Raw genomic sequence first — 19,176 nt, 5'->3', positions numbered from 1 at the left:
ACCATGATCGAGGGCAAAGAGATCTGGAAGGAAAAGTTCCTGAACCAAACTTGACCTGACAGACGCCGCCGGAAAAACGGCCAACTGTCAGATCACATCTGAACCACTACAAATTAAGCAAGGTATACCCTGGGCAGGCGGAATCTATGTTCTCGACAAGCTGATAAAAGCTATTCAAGACTGGCTGCCGCTCCTGTCCTGACCAATGCCGGGCTGAAGCCCGGCCTACGGGGGTGGTGGGGGTGTATCGTTTCCGGATCGTGCGATCACTTTTTCGCAACGTATGATTGATCCGCGCGCCCGTTTGATTCATACTCCGCCGCAGACCGAGAGGGGCGCCAGACCCGTCCGGGCAGGCAAAAACGAGGCTCGAGTATGAAACAGTTCCTCATTATCGCATTTTGTGCGGCATCGCTGACGGCGGTGGCTCAGGTCGCGGATGCGGCGCAGATCAGGCAGGCGTGCATGGCGTCGGACCGCTCGGCCGCTACGCGGGACCGGTGCAGCTGCATTCAGCGCGTGGCGGATCAGGCGTTGACGCGCAGTGATCAGAAAACCGTGGCGAGATGGTTCAAGGACCCCCATCAGGCGCAGGTGTTGAAGATGTCGAAATCCGCGCGCGATGATGCGCTGTGGGATCGGTACCAGAACTTTGGCCAGATGGCGCAGGCGATCTGCAGCTAACCCGTTCTGAATGCTTGACCTGATCCACGCTGCGCCCCAGAAAGGCGCAGCGAAAGGTGTATTGCATGGTAATGAAAGGGCTGACCCTGCGGGGCCTTGAAGTGTTCGAGGCATTGGCGCGGACGGGATCGGTGGCGCAGGCTGCCGAGATCACGGGGCTCAGCCAGCCATCCGTTTCGCAGCAATTGCGCAATCTGGAAAACGCACTGGGGACCGAATTGGTCGATCACGGGCGGCGGCCGATGCGGCTGACGCAGGCGGGGCGCAGTTTCCTTGCGCGGGCCGAGGCGGTTCTGTCCGAGCTGCACATGGCCCAGAGCGAGCTGTCGGTCATGGATCTGGGGCATCTGACCACGCTGTCGATCGGTCTGATCGACGATTTCGACAATGATCTGACGCCGCGGCTGGCCACCTTGCTGGCCGACAGCCTGACCCGGTCGAAATTCAAGCTGATCACCCTGTCGAGCCTTGATCTGTTCGAGGCGCTGGCCGAGCAGCGCCTGCATATGGCGGTCACCGCCCATAGCGGCGAAGTACTGGAGGGGGTGGTCGAATACCCGCTGGTCCATGATCCGTTCATTCTGGTGGCGCCGCAGGGATCGGGCGGGGTCGAGGCCGTGCAGGAGCGGCTGCCGTTTCTGCGCTATGCCCGCGAGCAGCTGATCAGCCGCCAGATCGAGGCGCATCTGGCGCGCCGCTCGCAGGTGTTCGAGGAACGGTTCGAGATCGGCTCGCACATGGCGCTGATGGCCATGGTGGCGCGGGGTCTGGGCTGGGCGATCACCACGCCGCTGGGCTTCATGCGCGCGGCGCGGTTCCATGAGGGGCTGGAGGCGCACCCTGCCCCGTTCGGAGAATTCTCGCGCAACATATCGCTGCTGGCGCGCACCGAGTGGTCCGATCAGGTCCCGCAGGAGGTTGCGGGCATGACCCGGCGTCTGATGCAGAACCAGATCGTGGACCCGGCGGTTGCCAAGCTGCCCTGGCTGAGCGGCCAGTTGCGGGTGACCGGCGGCTAGGTGTCCAGATGGGCGGCAAGCCCGTCAACCGCTGCCTCGATCAGGTCCAGCGCGCCGTCGAAATCCCGCGTGTAATACGGATCGGGCACATGATCGGCACCGGTCTGAGGGGCGAAATCCGTCAGCAGGCGAACCGGCGTGCCGTTGCCCGGTGGACGCAGGTCTTCGATACCGGCGATGTTTTGGGCATCCATGCCGATGATCAGGTCGAACCGGTCGAAATCCGCGGCAGTGAACTGGCGCGCGCGCAGGTCGCCGAGGTCGATGCCTCTGCGGATTGCGGCCTTCTGCATCGGGCCATAGGGCGGATTGCCCGTGTGCCAGCCCATGGTACCGGCACTGTCGGTTGCATGATGCGGTGCGCGGGCGCGAAAGACGCCCTCGGCCGCGGGAGAGCGGCAGATATTGCCCAGGCAGACAAAGAGGATACGGTGTGTCATGGCCAAGGTGTAACGCGCGGAGGGGATATGGAAAAGATCGTCATTCTGACCGGGGCCGGGATTTCGGCTGAAAGCGGGCTGAGCACCTTCCGCGACGAAGGCGGGCTGTGGGCGCAGCACCGGATCGAGGATGTGGCCACGCCCGAAGGTTTTGCCCGCGATCCCGCCTTGGTGCAGGGGTTTTACAATGCGCGCCGCGTTCAGGCCGCCGCTGTGCAGCCCAATGCGGCCCACATGGCGCTGGCGCGGTTGCAGCAGGGCTGGCCCGCAGAGGTCGTGATCGTGACCCAGAATGTCGACAGCCTGCATGAAGCGGGCGGTGCGACGGGTGTCATCCACATGCATGGCACATTGGCGGGAGCCCTGTGTTCCGGGTGTGATCATCGCTGGCCCGCCCCGCCCGAAATGGCCGTCGCCGAGCCCTGCCCCGCCTGCGGCCAGCCCACCGCCCGGCCCGATGTGGTCTGGTTCGGCGAGATGCCTTATTACATGGACGACATCTACGACCACCTTGCCAGCGCATCGATCTTTGCCGCCATCGGCACCTCGGGTCAGGTCTATCCGGCGGCGGCCTTTGTCCACGAGGCGCAGGCGGTGGGCGCGCGGACGGTCGAGATCAATCTGGAGCCGACGCCCGGGCCGTCGGGCTTTGATGAGCGCATTGTCGGCAGGGCATCCGAAACGGTTCCGCGATGGGTCGGTCAGCTTCTTGCGGGATATTCTTAAGCTACAGACAACGCTGGCTTAATTTGTGTACACTATCTGCGATAGCGACTGGAGGACACGCCATGACTGATCAAGACCCCCGCACCGGTGAAATCCTGGATGACGGCAGCATGGCCGGGCGTGACATGCTGGGGGAACAGCTGTCCAGCCTGTGGTGGACTTTTCTGCTGCGCGGGGTGCTGGCCGGGCTTGTCGGTATTGCAGCGCTGTTCTGGCCGTCTGGCAGCATCGCGCTGCTGCTGCGGCTGGTCGGTGTGTTGCTGATCCTCGACGGTGGGCTGACGCTTTTGGGTGTTGGTCGTCGCGGGGTGCTGGGAGGTGCTGCGATCAGCGCGCTTCTGATCGGGCTTGTCCTGCTGATCTGGCCGGAAGGCACGGTGAAACTGGCGTTTTTCCTCATGGGCGCATGGGCGCTGATCATCGGGATCGGATCCCTGGCAGCTGCCGGGCAGATGCATGCAAGTGACCCGCAACGCGGTTCCATGCGCGTCTCGGGATTTGTCGCGCTTGTCGTCGGGCTTGTCCTGATGATCTGGCCGGCGGTGGCGCTGGTTGCGCTGGGATGGGGTATCGCATTCTCGGCGCTGGCCATGGCCGCTGTGATGTTCTGGCTGGCCTCTCGGTTTCGGCAGGCGGGCGACCGCGTCGGTATGAAAACCATCAACAAGTAGCTCTATCCGCAGCCGCATGGAAATCAGGCCGGGCAAAGCCCGGCCTGACGCATGGATGAGGGCCGCAGCGCGGCCCGAAGACAGGCGTTGCCCTAGTTCGAATGTGATCCGTGGCCGCCTTTGTCCTGACGTTCCAGATCGACGGGAATCTCGATCTCGACCTCGCCTGCCTTTTCAAAGATCAGCGTGACCGGCACCATGGCGTCCTGTTCGAACGGGGCCGTCAGCCCCATGAACATCACATGGTCGCCGCCACGTTTCAGCATGTGGGTTTCACCGGCCGGAATTGCAAAGCCTTCTTCGACATGCACCATCTTGGCCACGCCGTTTTCATCGACCTTGTGGGTGTGCAATTCCACACGCGCTGCCGCGTCCGAGGTTGCACCGATCAGCCGGTCATCGGCGTTGCCCTGATTGTGGATCATCATGAACGCGGCACCGGCGATGGCGGTCTTGCCCGAGGACCGGGCATAGGCGTCGTCAACCTTGATGGGGCCTTCGGCAAAGGCGGGGATGGCCAGCGACACGGCGGCCAGAGTTGCAAGCAGAGTGGTTTTGAGGGACATCGTGCCTCTCCTGTATAAAGGTTTGAAAAGGGTGGGTTTCAAACGCTGACAGGAGGCGCGCGGGCCGGGGTTGCGGGAACCGGCAGGGCGATCTGGTTGCCCAGATGCCGCAGCGGAGCTGGCTGCGCCCGTTCCGGCACGGCTGGCAGTGCTGGTTGCGCGACAGCCACGGCCCCCAGCAGGGATATTGCATAGTCCGGGCAAAAATGCGGCGGTGCAGTGGGTTGCCCGTTTTCGTCAATATAGACGACGACCGGTCCGGTGCCCGTACACAGCACCATCTGACCCACGGCTTTGTCCATGCCGCGCGACATGGCCAGCCCCTGCCCGGTCAGAACCAGCAGCAGGGACAGCGCATAAGGCAGAAATCTGGTAACAGCAGGTCTCATCCTGACCCAGCTATAGGTCAGCAGCGGGAAAAGCTTCAAGCGCCAAAGGGTCGCGCTTGAAGCTGTTTTTCAGTAATCCAGTCCGGGTCTTTTTACCGTGTCTGCGGTGAAGCTGGTATGGGACCGGTTCACCCAGCGCTGCATCCGCGTACAGGTTGCAATCGCCTTGCGGAATACCGCGGCCAGAAACAGGAAAAGATAAAAACTTTTTAACGTCATAATGTGGCCCCCGCCTGATGAATGACAGTGACGTTAGGTCAGATTCGGAAACCTGTATGTGAAGAAGTTCACCAATGGCGAAAAATTAGTTCCAGATTGAGAACAATGGGGGCCGAAAGGGGCTGGCCCAACAGAAAAGGCCCCGCACCGAGAGGGTGCAGGGCCTGAAATTCTGTTGGTTGAAAGACCTTAGGCCGAAGCTTGCGCCTTGGCGATTTCTTTCTTCACTTTCAGAGCGTTTGCCGACAGCTCATCATCCTTGGCTTTGGCCAGGAACGCGTCCAGACCACCGCGGTGGTCAACCGAACGCAGCGCAGCCGCCGAGATGCGCAGCTTGACGCCACGGCCCAGAGTTTCGGACTGCAGGGTAACGTCGTTCAGGTTCGGCAGAAAACGACGACGAGTTCTGTTTTTGGCGTGGCTGACATTGTTGCCAGTCATCGGGCCTTTTCCGGTCAGTTCGCAACGGCGCGACATGGTTTCTTCCTTTGTTTCTGGAGGCCGGGCTGGATACCCGCGGCCAAATCACAAGGGGCGCAACCCGAAGTCGCGCCCGAAAACTGGTTGGATGCGTTTAGTGGGAATCGCGCGGAGGGTCAAGACGGGCTGCGCGAAATCTTTCAATTTGCCTGCCATGCAGGAATGGCCCGGACGGGCCATGCCGTTGGCAAGAGTATTTGGCAAAAGGTGAAACGGCCATGACGGCCCTTCAGCCGAGCGTGTCCAGAAGCTGACCGGCAGCGACCGCCGGACTGAGTCGCCCTTGCGAGACTTCGTCATTCAGGCGCTCCATCTCGGCGCGGGCCTGCGGTGTGTCGAGGCGGGCGAGAAGGGCGTGGCGGACCTCCTGATCGAACCAGTAGCGGGCCTGGGCGGCGCGGTTTGCCTCCCAGATACCGGTGTCGCGGCGCCATTGGGTCAGGGTTTGCATTTCGTCCCAGGCCTGTTCCAGCCCGTGTTCTTCGACAGCGGAAACGGTCATCGCCTTGGGGAAGCCTTCGGGATCCTGCGGGCGTTTGCGCAGCAGCCGCAGGGCGCCGGCATAATCCGCGCAGGTGCGGGTGGCGGTCGCTTTCAGGTCGCCATCGGCCTTGTTGACCAAAATGATGTCGGCCATTTCCATGATGCCGCGTTTGACACCCTGCAACTCGTCCCCGCCCGCCGGGGCCAGCAGCAGCAGAAACAGGTCAGACAGTTCGGACACCACCGTTTCCGACTGTCCCACGCCCACGGTTTCGATCAGCACCACGTCATAGCCTGCGGCCTCGCACAGGGCGATAGCCTCGCGGGTGCGGCGGGCGACGCCGCCAAGGTGGCTCTGGCTGGGAGAGGGCCGGATGAAGGCGTTCTGCTCGCGGCTCAGGCGTTCCATCCGGGTCTTGTCGCCCAGGATCGAGCCGCCCGACCGAGCCGAGCTGGGATCGACCGCCAGAACCGCGACCCGCAGCCCCTGCCCGGTCAGCATCATGCCAAAGCTTTCGATGAAGGTGGACTTGCCCACGCCGGGCGTGCCGGACAGACCGATGCGCAGCGCCTGACGCCCCGAACCGGCAAGCTGTGCCAGAAGGTCGCTGGCCTGTGCCCGGTGATCGGCGCGGTTGCTTTCAACAAGGGTGATCGCACGCGCCAGCGCCCGGCGCTCGCCCTTCAGAATTCTGTCGCTCAGGCTGTCTGTCTGCATTCTTGTCCCGTTCCTAGAGGCAGGAACAGTTGCCGTGCTTGGGGGGTGTTTGTCCAGACCGGAGGCGGCAGGAATTGCGAAGATCGCGCAGCCTGCGTCTTTTCGTGCGGGGCGATTTGCTGATGTGAGCGCGGAAACTGGACGCCACCTGCGGGATCGCGGATAAGGGCCGGATGATCCTACGCCTGCCCATAGACGACGCCATACCCGGCCTGCTGGACACCCTGCGCGCGCAGGGGCGGGCCGTGCTGCAAGCGCCACCCGGTGCGGGCAAGACCACGCGGGTTCCGCTGGCGATGCTGGAGGCGGGTCTGTGCGGCGGCAGGATCGTGATGCTGGAGCCGCGGCGGCTGGCTGCACGGGCCGCGGCAGAGCGGATGGCAGAGACGCTGGGAGAGCGCGCCGGCCAGAGTGTTGGCTATCGCGTGCGGGGCGACGCGAAAGTGTCAAAAGACACAAGGATCGAGGTGGTGACCGAGGGCATTCTGACCCGGATGCTGCAATCGGACCCTGACCTGCCGGGCATCGGCGCGGTGATCTTTGATGAATTCCACGAACGCTCACTCAACGCGGATCTGGGGTTGGCGCTGTGCCTTGAGGTCACGGGCGCGCTGCGGGACGATCTGATTCTGCTGGCCATGTCGGCCACGCTGGACGCAGACCCGGTGGGGCGCCTGATGGCTGCGCCGCTGGTTACGTCGGAAGGGCGGAGTTATCCCGTCGAGATGCGTTGGCTGGATCGGCCGTTGGGACCACAGGCGCGGCGGATGGATGCATTGGTTGATCTGGTCGTTGAAGCCGAGCGCGAGACCCGCGCCACCGGCGGCGGGATCTTGGTGTTTCTGCCTGGTGAGGGTGAAATCCGGCGGGCTGAGGCAGCTTTGACCGGACGCCTGCCCGCCAGTTGCACGGTGCGCCCGCTGTTCGGGGCAATGCCCTTTGCGGCCCAGCGCGAAGCGATTGCCCCGGTTGAGACCGGGCGCAAGGTGGTTCTGGCGACGTCGATTGCAGAAACCTCGCTGACGATCCCCGATATCCGGGTGGTGGTGGATATGGGGCAAGCGCGGCGGGCGCGGTTTGATCCGGGCTCGGGCATGTCGCGGCTGGTGACCGAGAGGGTTACACGGGCTGAGGCCACGCAACGCGCGGGTCGTGCGGGACGTGTGGCCGAGGGGTTTTGCTACAAGCTTTGGTCAAAGGGGGAAGACGGTGCGCTGGCCGCGTACCCACCCGCCGAGATCGAAGCCGCCGATCTGACCGGGCTGGCGCTGGAGCTGGCGCTGTGGGGCGCGGATGCCGCCGATCTGGCCTTTCTGACCCCGCCACCCGAAGGCGCGATGGCCGAGGCGCGTGCCCTTCTGGCGATGCTGGGCGCGCTGGACGGCAAGGGGCGGATAACCGAACACGGGCGGGCGCTGGCGGCGCTGCCGTTGCATCCCCGGCTGGGGCATATGCTGGTGCGGGCCGGACCGAATGCCGCGCCTTTGGCCGCCTTGATGGCCGAGCGCGACCCCCTGCGCGGCGCGCCGGTGGATATCGCCTTGCGGCAAGAGGCACTGCGGGATGTGCGCACCTTTCAGCGCAACCGGGTCTGGCAGGTGAATAAGGGGGCCGTGGATCGGATCAATGCAGAGGCCAAGCGGTTGACGAAACAGGCCGGAAGCAAGACGGATGATCTGAGCGCTGCCGCCATGGCCGCCCTCGCCTATCCCGACCGCATCGGGCAGCGCCGCAAAGGCGATGCGCCGCGTTATGTGCTGTCCGGGGGTAAAGGTGTCGTGCTGGACAGTGGCGATTCACTGGCGGCCGCGCCTTTTCTGGTTGTCACCGACACCGATGGCAACCCGCGCGAGGCAAAGGTGCGGATGGCCACCCAGATTTCGGAACGCGAGATCCGCGAACTGTTCACCGACCAGATCGATTGGGTCGAGGTTTGCGCCTGGTCGAAACGCGAACGGCGGGTCGTTTCCCGGCAGCAGGAGCGGTTCGGGGCGATCACGCTGGACGACCGCATCTGGAAGGACGTCCCGGACGACGCCGTGGCGCGTGCGATGCTGGACGGGGTGCGCGATCTGGGGTTGCGGCTGGACGGGGCCGCCGCACGGCTGGCCGCGCGGGTGGAACTGGTGCGTGCCGACGGGGTGGATCTGCCCGACTTTTCGGTCGAGGGTCTGATGGCCGAGCTGGACGGCTGGCTGTTGCCGATGCTGTCCGGTGTCAAAAGCGCAGAGGACTGGAAACGGTTCGACCTGCTGCCCGCCTTGCGCGCGCGGCTGGACTGGGCCCAGACCCAGGAACTGGACCGGCGCGCCCCGGGATCGTTTGAAACACCTCTGGGGCGCAAGGTGCCGATCGATTATGGCGCGGCGGTCCCCGAAATCTCGGTTCGGTTGCAGGAGCTGTTCGGCGTGACCCGGCATCCGGTGGTTGGCGGACAGCCCCTGAAGATCACGCTGCTGTCGCCGGCGCAGCGCCCGATCCAGATTACCCGCGATCTGCCGGGGTTCTGGGCCGGGTCTTATGCGGATGTGCGCAAGGATATGCGGGCGCAATACCCCAAGCACCCCTGGCCCGAAGACCCGACACAGGCCGACCCGACGCTGAGGGCCAAGCGCAGGCAGGGATAGGCCTATTGCCACGTCACTTTCAGCAAGCGGCTTGGGCTTTCGGGGCTGTTGCACGAAATCTCACAAATCACGGTAAACTGACCGAAGAACCGGTCATAATCAGAAATAAGCGGACATTTCATTGAAGTCTGGCATTATTGTTGTTACGTCACACAGGTTTCGAAGACAGAAACAGGATTTGAAGAACATCACATGAGTGCTTGGCTGCGAAATATCTGGGAAGAGGTCGGACGCCCCTTGTTCCTGCGCCCCCAAAGGGTGCAGTTTGCGGCCCTGTGCACGCGCAAGCATGAGGATCAGGACGAGGTTCTGCTGATCACCAGCCGCGAAACCGGGCGCTGGATCATCCCGAAAGGCTGGCCTGTCAATGGTCTGGACGGGTTGGAGACGGCGCTGCTGGAGGCGTGGGAAGAGGCTGGCGTGCGTGCAGAAGCGGTCGACAAGGAGCCCATCGGCCAATTCACCTATGACAAGATCTTCAAGGGGGGATCGGCACAGTCGGTCCTGACCCGCGTCTACCGGGTTTCCGTGCGAGAACTTGCCGATGATTTTCCCGAAGTGGACAAGCGCAAACGTCAGTGGTTTTCACCGGCAGAAGCCGCCAAACGGGTGCAGGAGCCCGAGTTGCAGGCGCTGCTGCGACAGATGTAGCCGTTTCGCAACAATTTGATGGCTGCGCGCTTGCCCCTGAACCGGGAAACCGTTAGCTGCGGGCGATCTGCCAATCTTTGACCAAGCCCATGTCTGACACAAATTCAAAACCGCGCTGGCAGGCGCTTGACACCGACCTGCAACGCATCTCGCGCGTCGAAATTGCCAATCTTCATGTCGCCCGCCCGCTGCTGGCGCCAGGAATTGCACTGGCGTTCATGGTGCTTGCCGGATTGATGGCGGCGGTGCTGTTTGGACGGGCCGACGGCACCTATATCGTCGTGGCTGCGGCCGCGTTCGGGGCCTATATGGCAATCAATATCGGCGCCAATGACGTGGCCAACAACATGGGTCCTGCGGTGGGTGCGAACGCGCTGACCATGGGCGGTGCCATCGTGATTGCCGCCGTTGCCGAAAGCGCGGGCGCGTTGCTTGCGGGGGGCGATGTGGTCTCGACCATCTCGAAGGGGATCATCGACCCGGCCTCGGTGCAGAACAGTAACGTGTTCATCTGGGCCATGATGGCGGCGCTGATCTCGTCCGCCATGTGGGTCAATCTGGCGACCTGGATCGGTGCGCCGGTGTCGACAACGCATTCGGTTGTGGGCGGGGTCATGGGCGCGGGGATTGCCGCTGCCGGGCTGAGCGCGGTGAGCTGGGGCACGATGGGCGCGATTGCGGCCAGCTGGGTGATATCTCCGGTTCTAGGCGGCGTGATTGCGGCGGCATTCCTGGCGCTGATCAAGACCAAGATCCAGTATCAGGACGACAAGATCGCCGCCGCGCGGCGTTGGGTGCCGATCCTTGTGGCGGTGATGGCGGCAGCGTTCGCCACCTACCTGTCGGTCAAGGGTCTGAAGCGGATCGTCAAGATTGATCTGCAGATGGCGCTGCTGATCGGTCTGGGCAGCGGTGTGCTGGTCTGGGCGCTGACGGTTCCCTGGGTGCGTCGCAAGTCCGAGGGGCTGGAGAACCGGACCCGGTCGCTGAAAACCCTGTTTGGCCTGCCATTGGTGATATCGGCCGCGTTTCTGAGTTTTGCCCATGGCGCAAATGATGTGGCCAACGCGGTCGGCCCCCTGGCGGCGATTGTCCACGCGGCAGAGTTCGGCGATTTCGCCCAAAAGGTTTCGATCCCGTTATGGGTGATGATCATCGGCGCGTTCGGGATATCGTTCGGTCTGTTCCTGTTCGGGCCCAAGCTGATCCGGATGGTCGGCAGCCAGATCACCAAGCTGAACCCGATGCGGGCGTTTTGCGTGGCGCTGTCAGCGGCGATCACGGTCATTGTCGCCAGCTGGCTGGGCCTGCCGGTCAGTTCCACGCACATCGCCGTTGGCGCAATCTTTGGCGTCGGGTTCTATCGTGAGTGGCAGTCGGATCGCAGGCGGAAACAGAACAATGGGCGAAACGCGACAGCGCAGAAGCTGGCCCCGGAAGAATACCGGCGGCGCAAGCTGGTGCGGCGGTCGCATTTCATGACGATCATTGCGGCCTGGGTCGTGACCGTGCCTGCCGCAGCCGCCATGTCGGCCGTGACTTTCTGGACATTGACCAGACTCGTCTGACGACTGCGATCAGAGCCTGATCTGTTCCGGGGACAGCGGATGATCGGGCGCGTGTTTGATCAGGTCAGACACTTTCGTGCAAAGGGGGGTGGGCACCCCGGTTTCGTGCCCCAGCCGAATGATATGGCCCTGAAGGCTGTCGATTTCCGTTTGCCGCTCGGCCATCAGGTCATAGGCCATCGAGGTCCGGGCGGTGGGGTCGATGGTGAGCATCCGCGCCGCGATCCGGCTGAACAAAGGTGTCGGCAGCCGCAGGATATGCGGCGTCATCCACGCCGGAAGCGGCGTTGTCGAGGCCACCGGATGCCCGGCCGCCTTGAGAACGGACAGCGCCTCGGCCATCTGATCGGCCATGAGGTTGCGCCAGTCACGGCTGAGCAGCTGATCCACAAGCGGCAGGCCCGACAGTGCGTTCAGCGCGTTGTTCAGGTTGATCACCAGCTTGCCCCATTGCACCGCCTCGATCCGGTCAGTTGCGATAACGGGCAGGTCCGGGCTGCTGAGGGCGGTGGCCAGATCGCCGGGGCCGTTCTGGATGACGATTTCGCCCGATGTGGCCCGGTGATAGCTGGCGGGGCCGTTCGGGACCACGTTGAAGGGGACCATGCCCGCGCGCACATCGCGACCGGGCAGCGCCTTGCGCAGGGTTGCCGCATTCTCGATCCCGTTTTGCCAGGACAGGACGGGCGCGTCCCAACAGGCGGCGTCCGCGATATGTCCGGCCATATCCGCCGTCGCCCCGGATTTGACGGTGACGATGACCAGTTCGGCCTGATCCAGGCAAGCAGGATCGGTGCTGAGTGTCAGGGTTTCCGCCGCAACATGGGCATTGAGGTCATCGTAATCCGTGACCGTCAGCCCATGTTCGCGGATGGGGTCCAGTACACGGGCACGCCCCAGCAAGGTCACCGAATGCCCTGAGCGAGCCAGTAAACCGCCGCAGTAGCAGCCGATGCTGCCCGCGCCTGCGATGACAAGTTTCATGATACCCCCTCTGGTATACCAGAAAGGATCACCGCAAACGGACGGTTACACAAGCCCACCCGCCCCTGACGCCGCGCGCGGGCGGGCCAGCCGGGGCTTAGTACGCTCAAACTGTTCTGAAATGGCGATAAATTCGCGGTCATCCCCTGTCGGAAGGTGGAAGGCGCCATTGACCCAATCGGCGCTTTTCCACTCATGAATCGCCGTCTCGATCTTTTCTTTCGAGGATGAGACGAAGTTCCACCAGATATAGCGATCCTTGTTCAAAGTGGCGCCGCCCAGCAGCATCAGCCGCGCACCCTGCGCCCCTGCCCGGGCCGATAGCCTGTCACCGGGGCGGAACACCATCATGCGGCCTTCGTCGAACATGTCGCCTGCAATCTCGATCGATCCTTGCGTGACATAGACACCGCGATCCTCGTGGTCGTCGGGCAGCGGGAAGGACGCGCCGGGGGCAAGCTGAACATCCAGATAGAAGGTCTCGGACAGCATCGTCACGGGGCTGGTTTCGCCATAAGCGTTGCCGAGGATCAGCCGTGCGCTGACGCCCTTGTCTTGGATATGGGGCAGCGCGCCTTGCTTGTGGTGTTCGAACTCGGGGGCCATATCCTCCTGCGCTTCGGGCAGGGCAAGCCAGGTCTGAATGCCGAACAGCTTGTGGCCTTTGCCGCGCGTTTCTTCGCTGGTGCGCTCGGAATGGGTCACGCCACGGCCTGCAACCATCCAGTTGACCTCGCCGGGGTAAATCATCTGGTGAGTGCCGAGGCTGTCGCGGTGTTCGAATTCGCCCTGATAGAGGTAAGTGACGGTTCCCAGCCCGATATGCGGGTGCGGTCGCACGTCAATGCCGCCTTCGGTGACGAATTCTGCCGGGCCGACCTGATCGAAGAAGATGAATGGGCCAACCAGTTGGCGTTTGACCGAGGGCAGCGCGCGGCGCACCTCGAACCCGCCCAGATCGCGGGCGCGGGGAATGATGAGTGTTTCCAGCGCGCCGTTTTCAGCTGCGTCGGTGGTGTGGGACGGGTTCCAGCTCACATTCGTATCCTCGGCCTTTTTGATCATCCAAATCAGGTCCGCATTCGCTAGGTCAAAATATATGCAGGCCCGGGCCCGGCGTCAGTGCAGCCCTGCACGGGGGACGTGCATATTTGCAGCATTCGCACGTGTGGGTGCATCTTGACATTACCCCTAACTAGGGATAAATGACAGCCATGACACACGAGACCCAAGACCGAGAAAACCAGGCCCTGGTATTGGCCCTGTTGCGCAGCCAGCAGTTGTTCATGCGTGCCATGGGACCGGTGTTTCGCGCCGGGGGTCTGACGGCACCTCAGTGGGATGCGCTGGAGACCCTGAACACCAAAGGCGCGCTGTCGATCAATGACCTGTTGCGCCTGACGCTGTCCACATCCGGCAATCTGGATGTTGTCGTCAAAAACCTGATTCAGGCCGGTCTGGTGGAAAAGACCGTTGATGAAACCGACAAGCGTGCCCGCGTTTTACGCCTGTCAGAAGCCGGAAAACAGAAAGTGGCCGCGTTCATGCCCGTCCACAATCAGGCGCTGGAGCAGATATTCGGACGCCTGAGCACCGAAACCAGACGCGAGACGATCAGAACGCTCAACCAGCTTCGCAAAAAGCTGCCCCAACCACAGAAAGGCGAGACATGACCAACAAAACCTTCCTGACCGCGCATGGTGTGATCTACATGTTTTTCGCATTGGCGCTTTTATTTGCGCCAACCATCCTTTGGCCCAATTATGGACTGCAACTGAACGATCGGTATGCCGTGTTTCTGTCGCAGCATAATGCGATCTTTCTGGGTGGCATCGGCCTAATCAGCTTCCTGTTTCGAAACACTGAAACCGGTACCGAGACGGCACAGAACATCCTGAAAGGTCTGATGGGGACCAACATATTGGGCGTTGTCATCACGCTTTATGCCTGTCTGACCGGGGTGTTCACCGGCTTTGGCTGGTCCGACCCCATCTTCTTTGCGCTGCTTGCCATTCTGAGCTTTGTGCAGCTTGGCAAGAACCGCTGATCACACCCCCTACCCCCCTGAACGTGGAGCATTTGACCATGAGTACGATGAAAATCTGGGATCTGCATCTGGCCTATGACGGACCCGTAACCGCAGAGTTTCTGGCCGGAACAAAGGAACTGGCTGAAAGCATCGCCCAGGAACCCGGTGTCGTCTGGAAGATCTGGACTGTCGAAGAAGGCACGAACCATTTCGGATCGACCTATCTGTTTCGCGATCGCGCCAGTCTGGAGACCTACAAGGCGATGCACCTGAAACGCCTTGAGGCCATCGGGGTCGCAGTGACCTCGGATCATGTCTTTGATATCATGGAAGACCTCAGCGCGATCAACAACGCGCCGATACACGGCTGACGGACCCGGAGAGTACCCGCGCCATCAACCTGCCAGGCGCTTTGCATAGGTGGCGCGGGTCATCTCGACATCCTGCACGGTGATGCTGCCGACCTCGGGCATGGTCTGGGCCAGAACGTCCAGAATGATGGCGTTAAGCTCGGCCCGTGTGGCCTCATCCCGGCCGCGCATCAACAGCAGCGTGGCATGCACGAAGGTCTGCGGTTGCGTGCCGATGAAGGAATAGGCAATTGGTGCGGCGCGGATCTTGAGCGCTGAGGCGTCGATTTCATCATGTTTTGCGAGAACAGTATGCAGCCGCTCGCATATCATCTGGAAATCATGAGTGTCGTCCAGAGATTTGGAAAATTCCAGCGTGACGTGAGGCATTGAATGCTCCGGAGGTCATGAGAGAGCCTGATGGCCCTCTCGAAACTGCAAGTTGATCCTAAACGCCAAGACACCAGCGCATTACGGCCTTTTGTGCGTGCAGGCGGTTTTCGGCCTCATCGAAGATGACCGAGTTCGGGCCGTCCATGACCTCGGAGGTTGCTTCTTCCTCACGATGCGCGGGCAGACAGTGCATGAACAGCGCGTCGGGTTTGGCATGTGACATGAGTTCCGCGTTGACCTGATAGGGGCGCAGCATGTTGTGGCGGCGTTCCTTGGCGGATTGGCTGTCATGCATCGAAACCCAGGTGTCGGCAACCACCAGATCCGCGCCCTCGACCGCTTTGTGCGGGTCCCGTTCGATGACGACTCTGGACCCCTTCTGGCGGGCAAACCCCATGAATTCTTCTTCGGGGTCAAGCTGGGCCGGGCCACTGAAGGTCAGATCGAAGCCGAACTGACCGGCGGCGTGCAGGAAGGAGGCGCAGACATTGTTGCCATCGCCGGTCCAGACCACTTTCTTGCCCGCAATGGGGCCGCGGTGTTCCTCGAACGTCAAAACATCGGCCATGATCTGGCAGGGATGGGTGCGGTCGGTCAGGCCGTTGATGACGGGCACATCGGAATATTCGGCCATCTCGGTCAGGATGGTCTCATCGAAGGTGCGGATCATGATCATGTCGACATAGCGCGACAGCACACGGGCGGTATCGGCAATGGTTTCGCCGTGACCCAGCTGCATGTCCTTGCCCGACAGCACCATGGTCTGGCCGCCCATCTGGCGCACGCCCACGTCAAAGGACACGCGCGTCCGGGTCGAGGGTTTTTCGAAGATCAGCGCGACCATACGGTCTTTCAGCGGTTGTTCGTCATCAGGGGCGGCCTTGGGACGGCCCAGACGCGCTTGTTTCATCGCGCCCGCCTGATCGATCATGGACCGCAGCGCGGTGGCATCGGTTTTGTGGATGTCGAGAAAATGGTTCATATCGCTTCGCTTTTGGCTGGTCGGGCGGTGGGGGCCAACCCCCACACCCCCGGAGTATTTGGGTAAAGATGAAGCTCAGGCAGTTGCGAGCTGGGTTTCGATCTGATTGGCGGCCTTTTCGAGGCGGATCATGGCCTGGGCGATGTCATCCTCGGTCAGGGTCAGGGGCGGCAGCAGGCGGATGACGTTGTCGGCGGCGGGGACGGTGATGACCAGATTGTCATAGCCCGCATTGACCACATCAATATTCGGCGCCTTGCATTTCAGGCCGAGCATCAGGCCCGATCCGCGCACGTCTTCGAAAACCTCGGGGTGATCGGCAACCAGGCCTTCGAGTTTCTGGCGCAACAGGCCGGCCTTGCGGTTGACACCTTCGAGGAAGGCGGGTGTGGCGACCTGATCGATCACAGCACAGCCCACGGCGCAGCCCAGCGGGTTGCCGCCATAGGTGGAGCCATGCGTACCTGCGGTCATGCCGGATGCCGCGTCTTCGGTTGCCAGCACGGCACCGAGAGGAAAACCGCCGCCGATGCCTTTGGCGACCATCATGATATCCGGGGTGATCCCGGCCCATTCATGGGCGAAGAGCCTGCCGGTCCGACCGACGCCGCATTGCACCTCGTCCAGGATCAGCAGCAGACCGTGTTCGTCACAAATGCCGCGCAGGGCCCTGAGTTCGGCATCGGGCACGGGGCGGATGCCTCCCTCGCCCTGAATCGGTTCGATCAGGATGGCTGCGGTATTTTCGGTGATGGCGTTGGTGACACCGTCGAGATCACCGAAGGCAACGTGGACAAAGCCCGGCAGAAGCGGGCCAAAGCCTTTGGTCATCTTCTCAGACCCGGCCGCTGCGATGCCCGCCGACGACCGGCCATGGAACGAGCCTTCGAAGGTGATGATCTCAACCCGTTCGGGCTGGTCTTTGTCATAGAAATACTTGCGGGCCATTTTCACGGCCAGTTCACAGGCTTCGGTACCGGAATTCGTAAAGAATACCGTATCCGCAAAGGTGTGTTCGACCAGCTTGTCTGCCAGTGCCTGCTGTTGCGGGATGTTGTAGAGGTTCGAGACATGCCACAGCGCGTGGGCCTGTTCCGTAAGGGCGGCCACCAGTGCCGGATGGGCGTGGCCCAGTGCGTTCACCGCGATCCCTGCGCCGAGGTCCAGAAAACGTCGGCCATCCGCCTCGGTCAGCCAGGCGCCTTCGCCCTTTACAAATGACAGGGGCGCGCGGTTATAGGTCGGCAGAACGGACGGGATCATGGGATCATCCTTTTCGGGTCGTTTGAGCCTCGTGAGTGATACACGAAGGCCCGGTTCGTCAACAGATTTGGTGAGATTTGTGCCAATTTGGCAGGCACATGGGATCAAACAGGCCGATTACGCAGAGAGGCGTCGGCGTCGGAGCAGCTGGATATGTGCGCGTTTGATCATGGCCGCTCTATAGACGTGAAAAGACAGCCTGAAAACCCTATTATTGCCGCAGGGTCAAAATTACCGCCGGAGCATTACGCCGAGCGCCAGCGGTCGAGCTTGCCCATGCCGCGGGTGAAAGCCCAGGCAAGGATGCGGGGCATGCCTTTTGCGACGAGGGCATCGACGCAATGAGACTGGAACTCTTCCAACGATGCGTCGGGGTGGCGGAACGCACCGTTTTCGTAACACAGCGAGCAGTAACGCGTGCTGCGCCCGCCGTCAGCTTCGGACCCGCCGCCCTGGGGATCTTTTGACAGCGGCATGCCGCAACTTTGGCATTTGGGACCCATGATGCATGTCCTTGCAGAGAATGACTGTCTGACATAGGATCAAAACCATGGAGTTGAGTCAACGGTTTTGAAACATGCGGATCGGGGAACTTGCGCGGCGCAGCGGGCTGAGCCGCGACACGCTGAGGTTTTATGAACGCCAAGGGCTGATCCGGTCAGGCCCGGGGCCGGACAACACCAACAGCTATCGCGACTATCCCGAAGACGCGCTGATCACGCTGGAACAGGTAGCCGATGCACAGGCGGCAGGCATCAGCATTGCAGAACTGGTCATGTTGCTGGGGCAGTTGGAAGCCGCCGATCCCGACAGCTTTGACGGCGAGGCGTTTCTGCAGGACCGGATTGACGAGGTCGAAGCGCGGATTGTGCGGGCAGAGCGGTTTTTGGACAGCCTCAAACAAGCCAAGGCGGCGCTGGCGGCCCCACCGGTTTTGCGCTGAGCGCAGAATTGCGTCTTGCCAAGGCACCCGTTTTGGCGCACCGCTTTCGCCCATGTTCACCCCGAAGGCGCAAAATCCTGCTTTGGCCGCAGGGCTGATCTTTGTCGCGACCGCCTTTATCGCGGCGACGACGCTGTTGGCCAAGGCCTTGGGGACGGATACACTCGGGCCACCCTTGCACGCGATGCAAATCAGTCACGGGCGGTTTCTGTTTGCCCTGCTTGCCATCCTGTCGGCGGTCGCAGTGCTTCGTCCCCGGCTGGGGCGGCACCATTGGGGGCTGCATGTCGGGCGAACCAGCTTTGGCTGGGCCGGGGTGACGTTGATGTTCGCGTCTGTTGCGTTCATTCCGATGGCGGATGCGACGGCGATCTCCTTTCTGAACCCGGTCTTTGGCATGGTTCTGGCCATTCCGCTGTTGGGGGAACGCGTCGGCCCGTGGCGCTGGCTGGCGGCGGCCGTGGCCCTTGTGGGTGCGGTGATCCTGCTGCGCCCGACACCTGCAAGTTTTCAGCCCGCCGCCCTTCTGGCGCTGGCTGCGGCGGCGTTTATCGGGATGGAGCTGATCTTTATCAAGAAACTGTCGGGGCGCGAGGCCCCGATCCAGATTCTGCTGATCAACAACACGATGGGGCTGGTGATCGCCACGGTCGCGGTCAGCTTTGTGTTTCACATGCCTACGCCACAGCAATGGGTTGCGCTGGTGGGGATCGGCCTGCTGATGGCCTGCGCGCAGGTTTGTTTCATCAACGGCATGGCACGTGCGGACGCGTCATTCGTGGCCCCGATCAGCTATGCCACGCTGATTTTCGCCGCGCTGTACGATTTTGCGGTGTTTGATGTGATCCCCGACCGGATCAGCCTGATTGGCGCGGTCACGATTCTGACCGGAGGGCTGATCCTGGTCTGGCGCGAGGCGGCAAACCGCCGGACCTGACAGAAAAAACCGCCCTTGCGGTTCAGGGGCGACCTTTGTGTCGCAAATCCCCAT

General features: G+C 62.2%; 24 protein-coding genes. 12 read left to right on the top strand and 12 right to left on the bottom strand.

From position 1 onward, the window contains the following. The first annotated feature begins 375 nt into the window (after positions 1-375). Together ACR0AP_RS16310 and ACR0AP_RS16305 are read left to right on the top strand one after the other, a co-directional pair. Positions 376-684 carry a hypothetical protein gene (locus tag ACR0AP_RS16310; protein ID WP_480507844.1) on the top strand — a complete coding sequence of 103 codons (309 nt, stop codon included), beginning with the start codon at positions 376-378 and terminating at the stop codon, positions 682-684. A 65-nt stretch (positions 685-749) separates the two neighbouring features. Next, on the top strand, positions 750-1,703 hold the full coding sequence (locus tag ACR0AP_RS16305; protein WP_480484520.1) for a LysR family transcriptional regulator: 954 nt from the start codon (positions 750-752) through the stop codon (positions 1,701-1,703). Here ACR0AP_RS16305 and ACR0AP_RS16300 read toward each other — a convergent pair. Beyond that, positions 1,700-2,143: a low molecular weight protein-tyrosine-phosphatase gene (locus ACR0AP_RS16300; RefSeq protein ID WP_480507842.1), complete on the bottom strand. Its 444-nt coding sequence runs from the start codon at positions 2,141-2,143 to the stop codon at positions 1,700-1,702. The two genes, ACR0AP_RS16305 and ACR0AP_RS16300, sit on opposite strands and share 4 nt — an antisense overlap. A gap of 27 nt (positions 2,144-2,170) precedes the next feature. Here ACR0AP_RS16300 and ACR0AP_RS16295 point away from each other — a divergent pair, with 27 nt between their 5' ends. Further along, complete coding sequence (locus ACR0AP_RS16295; protein ID WP_480507840.1) at positions 2,171-2,869, top strand: NAD-dependent deacylase; 699 nt, start codon at positions 2,171-2,173, stop codon at positions 2,867-2,869. A 62-nt stretch (positions 2,870-2,931) separates the two neighbouring features. Then, a complete protein-coding gene (locus ACR0AP_RS16290) occupies positions 2,932-3,540 on the top strand; it encodes an HdeD family acid-resistance protein (protein ID WP_480484523.1) in 609 nt (202 codons plus the stop codon). Between the two features lie 92 nt (positions 3,541-3,632). On the opposite strand, the gene ACR0AP_RS16285 is transcribed toward ACR0AP_RS16290, so the two are convergent. The 5 genes from ACR0AP_RS16285 to meaB form a co-directional block, all read right to left on the bottom strand. Next, the gene (locus ACR0AP_RS16285) at positions 3,633-4,106 is read right to left on the bottom strand and encodes a copper chaperone PCu(A)C (RefSeq protein ID WP_480507838.1); all 474 of its coding nucleotides are present in this window, start codon (positions 4,104-4,106) and stop codon (positions 3,633-3,635) included. A gap of 38 nt (positions 4,107-4,144) precedes the next feature. Continuing rightward, entirely contained in the window at positions 4,145-4,495 is a 351-nt protein-coding gene (locus ACR0AP_RS16280; protein ID WP_480507836.1) for a hypothetical protein, read from the bottom strand. 69 nt (positions 4,496-4,564) lie between these two features. Next, complete coding sequence (locus tag ACR0AP_RS16275; protein WP_209505706.1) at positions 4,565-4,714, bottom strand: hypothetical protein; 150 nt, start codon at positions 4,712-4,714, stop codon at positions 4,565-4,567. Positions 4,715-4,903: 189 nt separating this feature from the next. Further along, positions 4,904-5,191, bottom strand: a complete 288-nt coding sequence (gene rpmB, locus ACR0AP_RS16270) for a 50S ribosomal protein L28 (RefSeq protein WP_008756960.1) — start codon at positions 5,189-5,191, stop codon at positions 4,904-4,906. Positions 5,192-5,423: 232 nt separating this feature from the next. Then, a complete protein-coding gene (gene meaB, locus ACR0AP_RS16265) occupies positions 5,424-6,395 on the bottom strand; it encodes a methylmalonyl Co-A mutase-associated GTPase MeaB (RefSeq protein WP_209598140.1) in 972 nt (323 codons plus the stop codon). A 176-nt stretch (positions 6,396-6,571) separates the two neighbouring features. Here meaB and hrpB point away from each other — a divergent pair, with 176 nt between their 5' ends. The 3 genes from hrpB to ACR0AP_RS16250 all read left to right on the top strand — a co-directional run bounded on the left by hrpB (position 6,572) and on the right by ACR0AP_RS16250 (position 11,241). After that, a complete protein-coding gene (gene hrpB, locus ACR0AP_RS16260; protein ID WP_480507854.1) occupies positions 6,572-9,022 on the top strand; it encodes an ATP-dependent helicase HrpB in 2,451 nt (816 codons plus the stop codon). A gap of 192 nt (positions 9,023-9,214) precedes the next feature. Continuing rightward, a complete protein-coding gene (locus ACR0AP_RS16255; RefSeq protein ID WP_480507833.1) occupies positions 9,215-9,673 on the top strand; it encodes an NUDIX hydrolase in 459 nt (152 codons plus the stop codon). 89 nt (positions 9,674-9,762) lie between these two features. After that, entirely contained in the window at positions 9,763-11,241 is a 1,479-nt protein-coding gene (locus ACR0AP_RS16250) for an inorganic phosphate transporter (protein ID WP_480507831.1), read from the top strand. Positions 11,242-11,250: 9 nt separating this feature from the next. Here the strand turns inward: ACR0AP_RS16250 and ACR0AP_RS16245 are convergent, their stop codons facing one another. Together ACR0AP_RS16245 and ACR0AP_RS16240 are read right to left on the bottom strand one after the other, a co-directional pair. Further along, positions 11,251-12,225: a 2-dehydropantoate 2-reductase gene (locus tag ACR0AP_RS16245; protein WP_480507829.1), complete on the bottom strand. Its 975-nt coding sequence runs from the start codon at positions 12,223-12,225 to the stop codon at positions 11,251-11,253. A gap of 45 nt (positions 12,226-12,270) precedes the next feature. Next, positions 12,271-13,263 (bottom strand): pirin family protein, encoded by a 993-nt coding sequence (locus ACR0AP_RS16240; RefSeq protein ID WP_480507852.1) that lies wholly within the window; start codon positions 13,261-13,263, stop codon positions 12,271-12,273. 176 nt (positions 13,264-13,439) lie between these two features. On the opposite strand from ACR0AP_RS16240, the gene ACR0AP_RS16235 reads away from it, so the two are divergent. The 3 genes from ACR0AP_RS16235 to ACR0AP_RS16225 are packed head-to-tail and all read left to right on the top strand — an operon-like array spanning position 13,440 to position 14,625. Next, the gene (locus ACR0AP_RS16235; protein WP_480507827.1) at positions 13,440-13,898 is read left to right on the top strand and encodes a MarR family winged helix-turn-helix transcriptional regulator; all 459 of its coding nucleotides are present in this window, start codon (positions 13,440-13,442) and stop codon (positions 13,896-13,898) included. Beyond that, on the top strand, positions 13,895-14,272 hold the full coding sequence (locus ACR0AP_RS16230) for a hypothetical protein (RefSeq protein ID WP_480484531.1): 378 nt from the start codon (positions 13,895-13,897) through the stop codon (positions 14,270-14,272). The genes ACR0AP_RS16235 and ACR0AP_RS16230 overlap by 4 nt, the downstream gene beginning before the upstream one ends. A 38-nt stretch (positions 14,273-14,310) precedes the next feature. Continuing rightward, positions 14,311-14,625 (top strand): monooxygenase, encoded by a 315-nt coding sequence (locus ACR0AP_RS16225; RefSeq protein ID WP_480473648.1) that lies wholly within the window; start codon positions 14,311-14,313, stop codon positions 14,623-14,625. A gap of 24 nt (positions 14,626-14,649) precedes the next feature. Here ACR0AP_RS16225 and ACR0AP_RS16220 read toward each other — a convergent pair whose 3' ends face one another. From ACR0AP_RS16220 to ACR0AP_RS16205, 4 genes are all read right to left on the bottom strand, one after another. Beyond that, on the bottom strand, positions 14,650-14,994 hold the full coding sequence (locus tag ACR0AP_RS16220) for a 5-carboxymethyl-2-hydroxymuconate Delta-isomerase (protein WP_480484532.1): 345 nt from the start codon (positions 14,992-14,994) through the stop codon (positions 14,650-14,652). A gap of 58 nt (positions 14,995-15,052) precedes the next feature. Continuing rightward, a complete protein-coding gene (argF, locus tag ACR0AP_RS16215; protein WP_480473650.1) occupies positions 15,053-15,979 on the bottom strand; it encodes an ornithine carbamoyltransferase in 927 nt (308 codons plus the stop codon). 75 nt (positions 15,980-16,054) lie between these two features. Then, positions 16,055-17,242 (bottom strand): acetylornithine transaminase, encoded by a 1,188-nt coding sequence (locus tag ACR0AP_RS16210; protein ID WP_480507825.1) that lies wholly within the window; start codon positions 17,240-17,242, stop codon positions 16,055-16,057. Positions 17,243-17,487: 245 nt separating this feature from the next. Further along, positions 17,488-17,745 (bottom strand): zinc ribbon domain-containing protein, encoded by a 258-nt coding sequence (locus ACR0AP_RS16205; RefSeq protein WP_480507823.1) that lies wholly within the window; start codon positions 17,743-17,745, stop codon positions 17,488-17,490. Positions 17,746-17,819: 74 nt separating this feature from the next. Between ACR0AP_RS16205 and ACR0AP_RS16200 the strand changes: the two genes are divergently transcribed. Both ACR0AP_RS16200 and ACR0AP_RS16195 read left to right on the top strand, forming a co-directional pair. Next, positions 17,820-18,185: a MerR family transcriptional regulator gene (locus tag ACR0AP_RS16200; RefSeq protein ID WP_209505680.1), complete on the top strand. Its 366-nt coding sequence runs from the start codon at positions 17,820-17,822 to the stop codon at positions 18,183-18,185. 52 nt (positions 18,186-18,237) lie between these two features. Beyond that, positions 18,238-19,122, top strand: coding sequence for a DMT family transporter (locus ACR0AP_RS16195; RefSeq protein WP_480507821.1), 885 nt, complete (start codon positions 18,238-18,240; stop codon positions 19,120-19,122). The last annotated feature ends 54 nt before the right edge of the window (positions 19,123-19,176 follow it).

Source organism: Ruegeria sp. AF7 (assembly GCF_056541885.1).
The sequence above is the reverse complement of the archived record's forward strand: the minus strand, read 5'-3'. Positions and strand labels throughout refer to the sequence as shown.

Coding starts and splice junctions, on each gene's coding strand:
- ACR0AP_RS16200 (WP_209505680.1), top strand. CDS start 17,820: ATGCGGATCGGGGAACTTGCGCGGCGCAGCGGGCTGAGCCGCGACACG.
- ACR0AP_RS16250 (WP_480507831.1), top strand. CDS start 9,763: ATGTCTGACACAAATTCAAAACCGCGCTGGCAGGCGCTTGACACCGAC.
- ACR0AP_RS16225 (WP_480473648.1), top strand. CDS start 14,311: ATGAGTACGATGAAAATCTGGGATCTGCATCTGGCCTATGACGGACCC.
- ACR0AP_RS16300 (WP_480507842.1), bottom strand. CDS start 2,143: ATGACACACCGTATCCTCTTTGTCTGCCTGGGCAATATCTGCCGCTCT.
- ACR0AP_RS16280 (WP_480507836.1), bottom strand. CDS start 4,495: ATGAGACCTGCTGTTACCAGATTTCTGCCTTATGCGCTGTCCCTGCTG.
- ACR0AP_RS16230 (WP_480484531.1), top strand. CDS start 13,895: ATGACCAACAAAACCTTCCTGACCGCGCATGGTGTGATCTACATGTTT.
- ACR0AP_RS16220 (WP_480484532.1), bottom strand. CDS start 14,994: ATGCCTCACGTCACGCTGGAATTTTCCAAATCTCTGGACGACACTCAT.
- ACR0AP_RS16245 (WP_480507829.1), bottom strand. CDS start 12,225: ATGAAACTTGTCATCGCAGGCGCGGGCAGCATCGGCTGCTACTGCGGC.
- rpmB (WP_008756960.1), bottom strand. CDS start 5,191: ATGTCGCGCCGTTGCGAACTGACCGGAAAAGGCCCGATGACTGGCAAC.
- argF (WP_480473650.1), bottom strand. CDS start 15,979: ATGAACCATTTTCTCGACATCCACAAAACCGATGCCACCGCGCTGCGG.
- ACR0AP_RS16235 (WP_480507827.1), top strand. CDS start 13,440: ATGACACACGAGACCCAAGACCGAGAAAACCAGGCCCTGGTATTGGCC.
- ACR0AP_RS16290 (WP_480484523.1), top strand. CDS start 2,932: ATGACTGATCAAGACCCCCGCACCGGTGAAATCCTGGATGACGGCAGC.
- ACR0AP_RS16305 (WP_480484520.1), top strand. CDS start 750: ATGGTAATGAAAGGGCTGACCCTGCGGGGCCTTGAAGTGTTCGAGGCA.
- ACR0AP_RS16255 (WP_480507833.1), top strand. CDS start 9,215: ATGAGTGCTTGGCTGCGAAATATCTGGGAAGAGGTCGGACGCCCCTTG.
- ACR0AP_RS16295 (WP_480507840.1), top strand. CDS start 2,171: ATGGAAAAGATCGTCATTCTGACCGGGGCCGGGATTTCGGCTGAAAGC.
- ACR0AP_RS16210 (WP_480507825.1), bottom strand. CDS start 17,242: ATGATCCCGTCCGTTCTGCCGACCTATAACCGCGCGCCCCTGTCATTT.
- ACR0AP_RS16195 (WP_480507821.1), top strand. CDS start 18,238: ATGTTCACCCCGAAGGCGCAAAATCCTGCTTTGGCCGCAGGGCTGATC.
- ACR0AP_RS16205 (WP_480507823.1), bottom strand. CDS start 17,745: ATGGGTCCCAAATGCCAAAGTTGCGGCATGCCGCTGTCAAAAGATCCC.
- meaB (WP_209598140.1), bottom strand. CDS start 6,395: ATGCAGACAGACAGCCTGAGCGACAGAATTCTGAAGGGCGAGCGCCGG.
- ACR0AP_RS16275 (WP_209505706.1), bottom strand. CDS start 4,714: ATGACGTTAAAAAGTTTTTATCTTTTCCTGTTTCTGGCCGCGGTATTC.
- ACR0AP_RS16285 (WP_480507838.1), bottom strand. CDS start 4,106: ATGTCCCTCAAAACCACTCTGCTTGCAACTCTGGCCGCCGTGTCGCTG.
- ACR0AP_RS16310 (WP_480507844.1), top strand. CDS start 376: ATGAAACAGTTCCTCATTATCGCATTTTGTGCGGCATCGCTGACGGCG.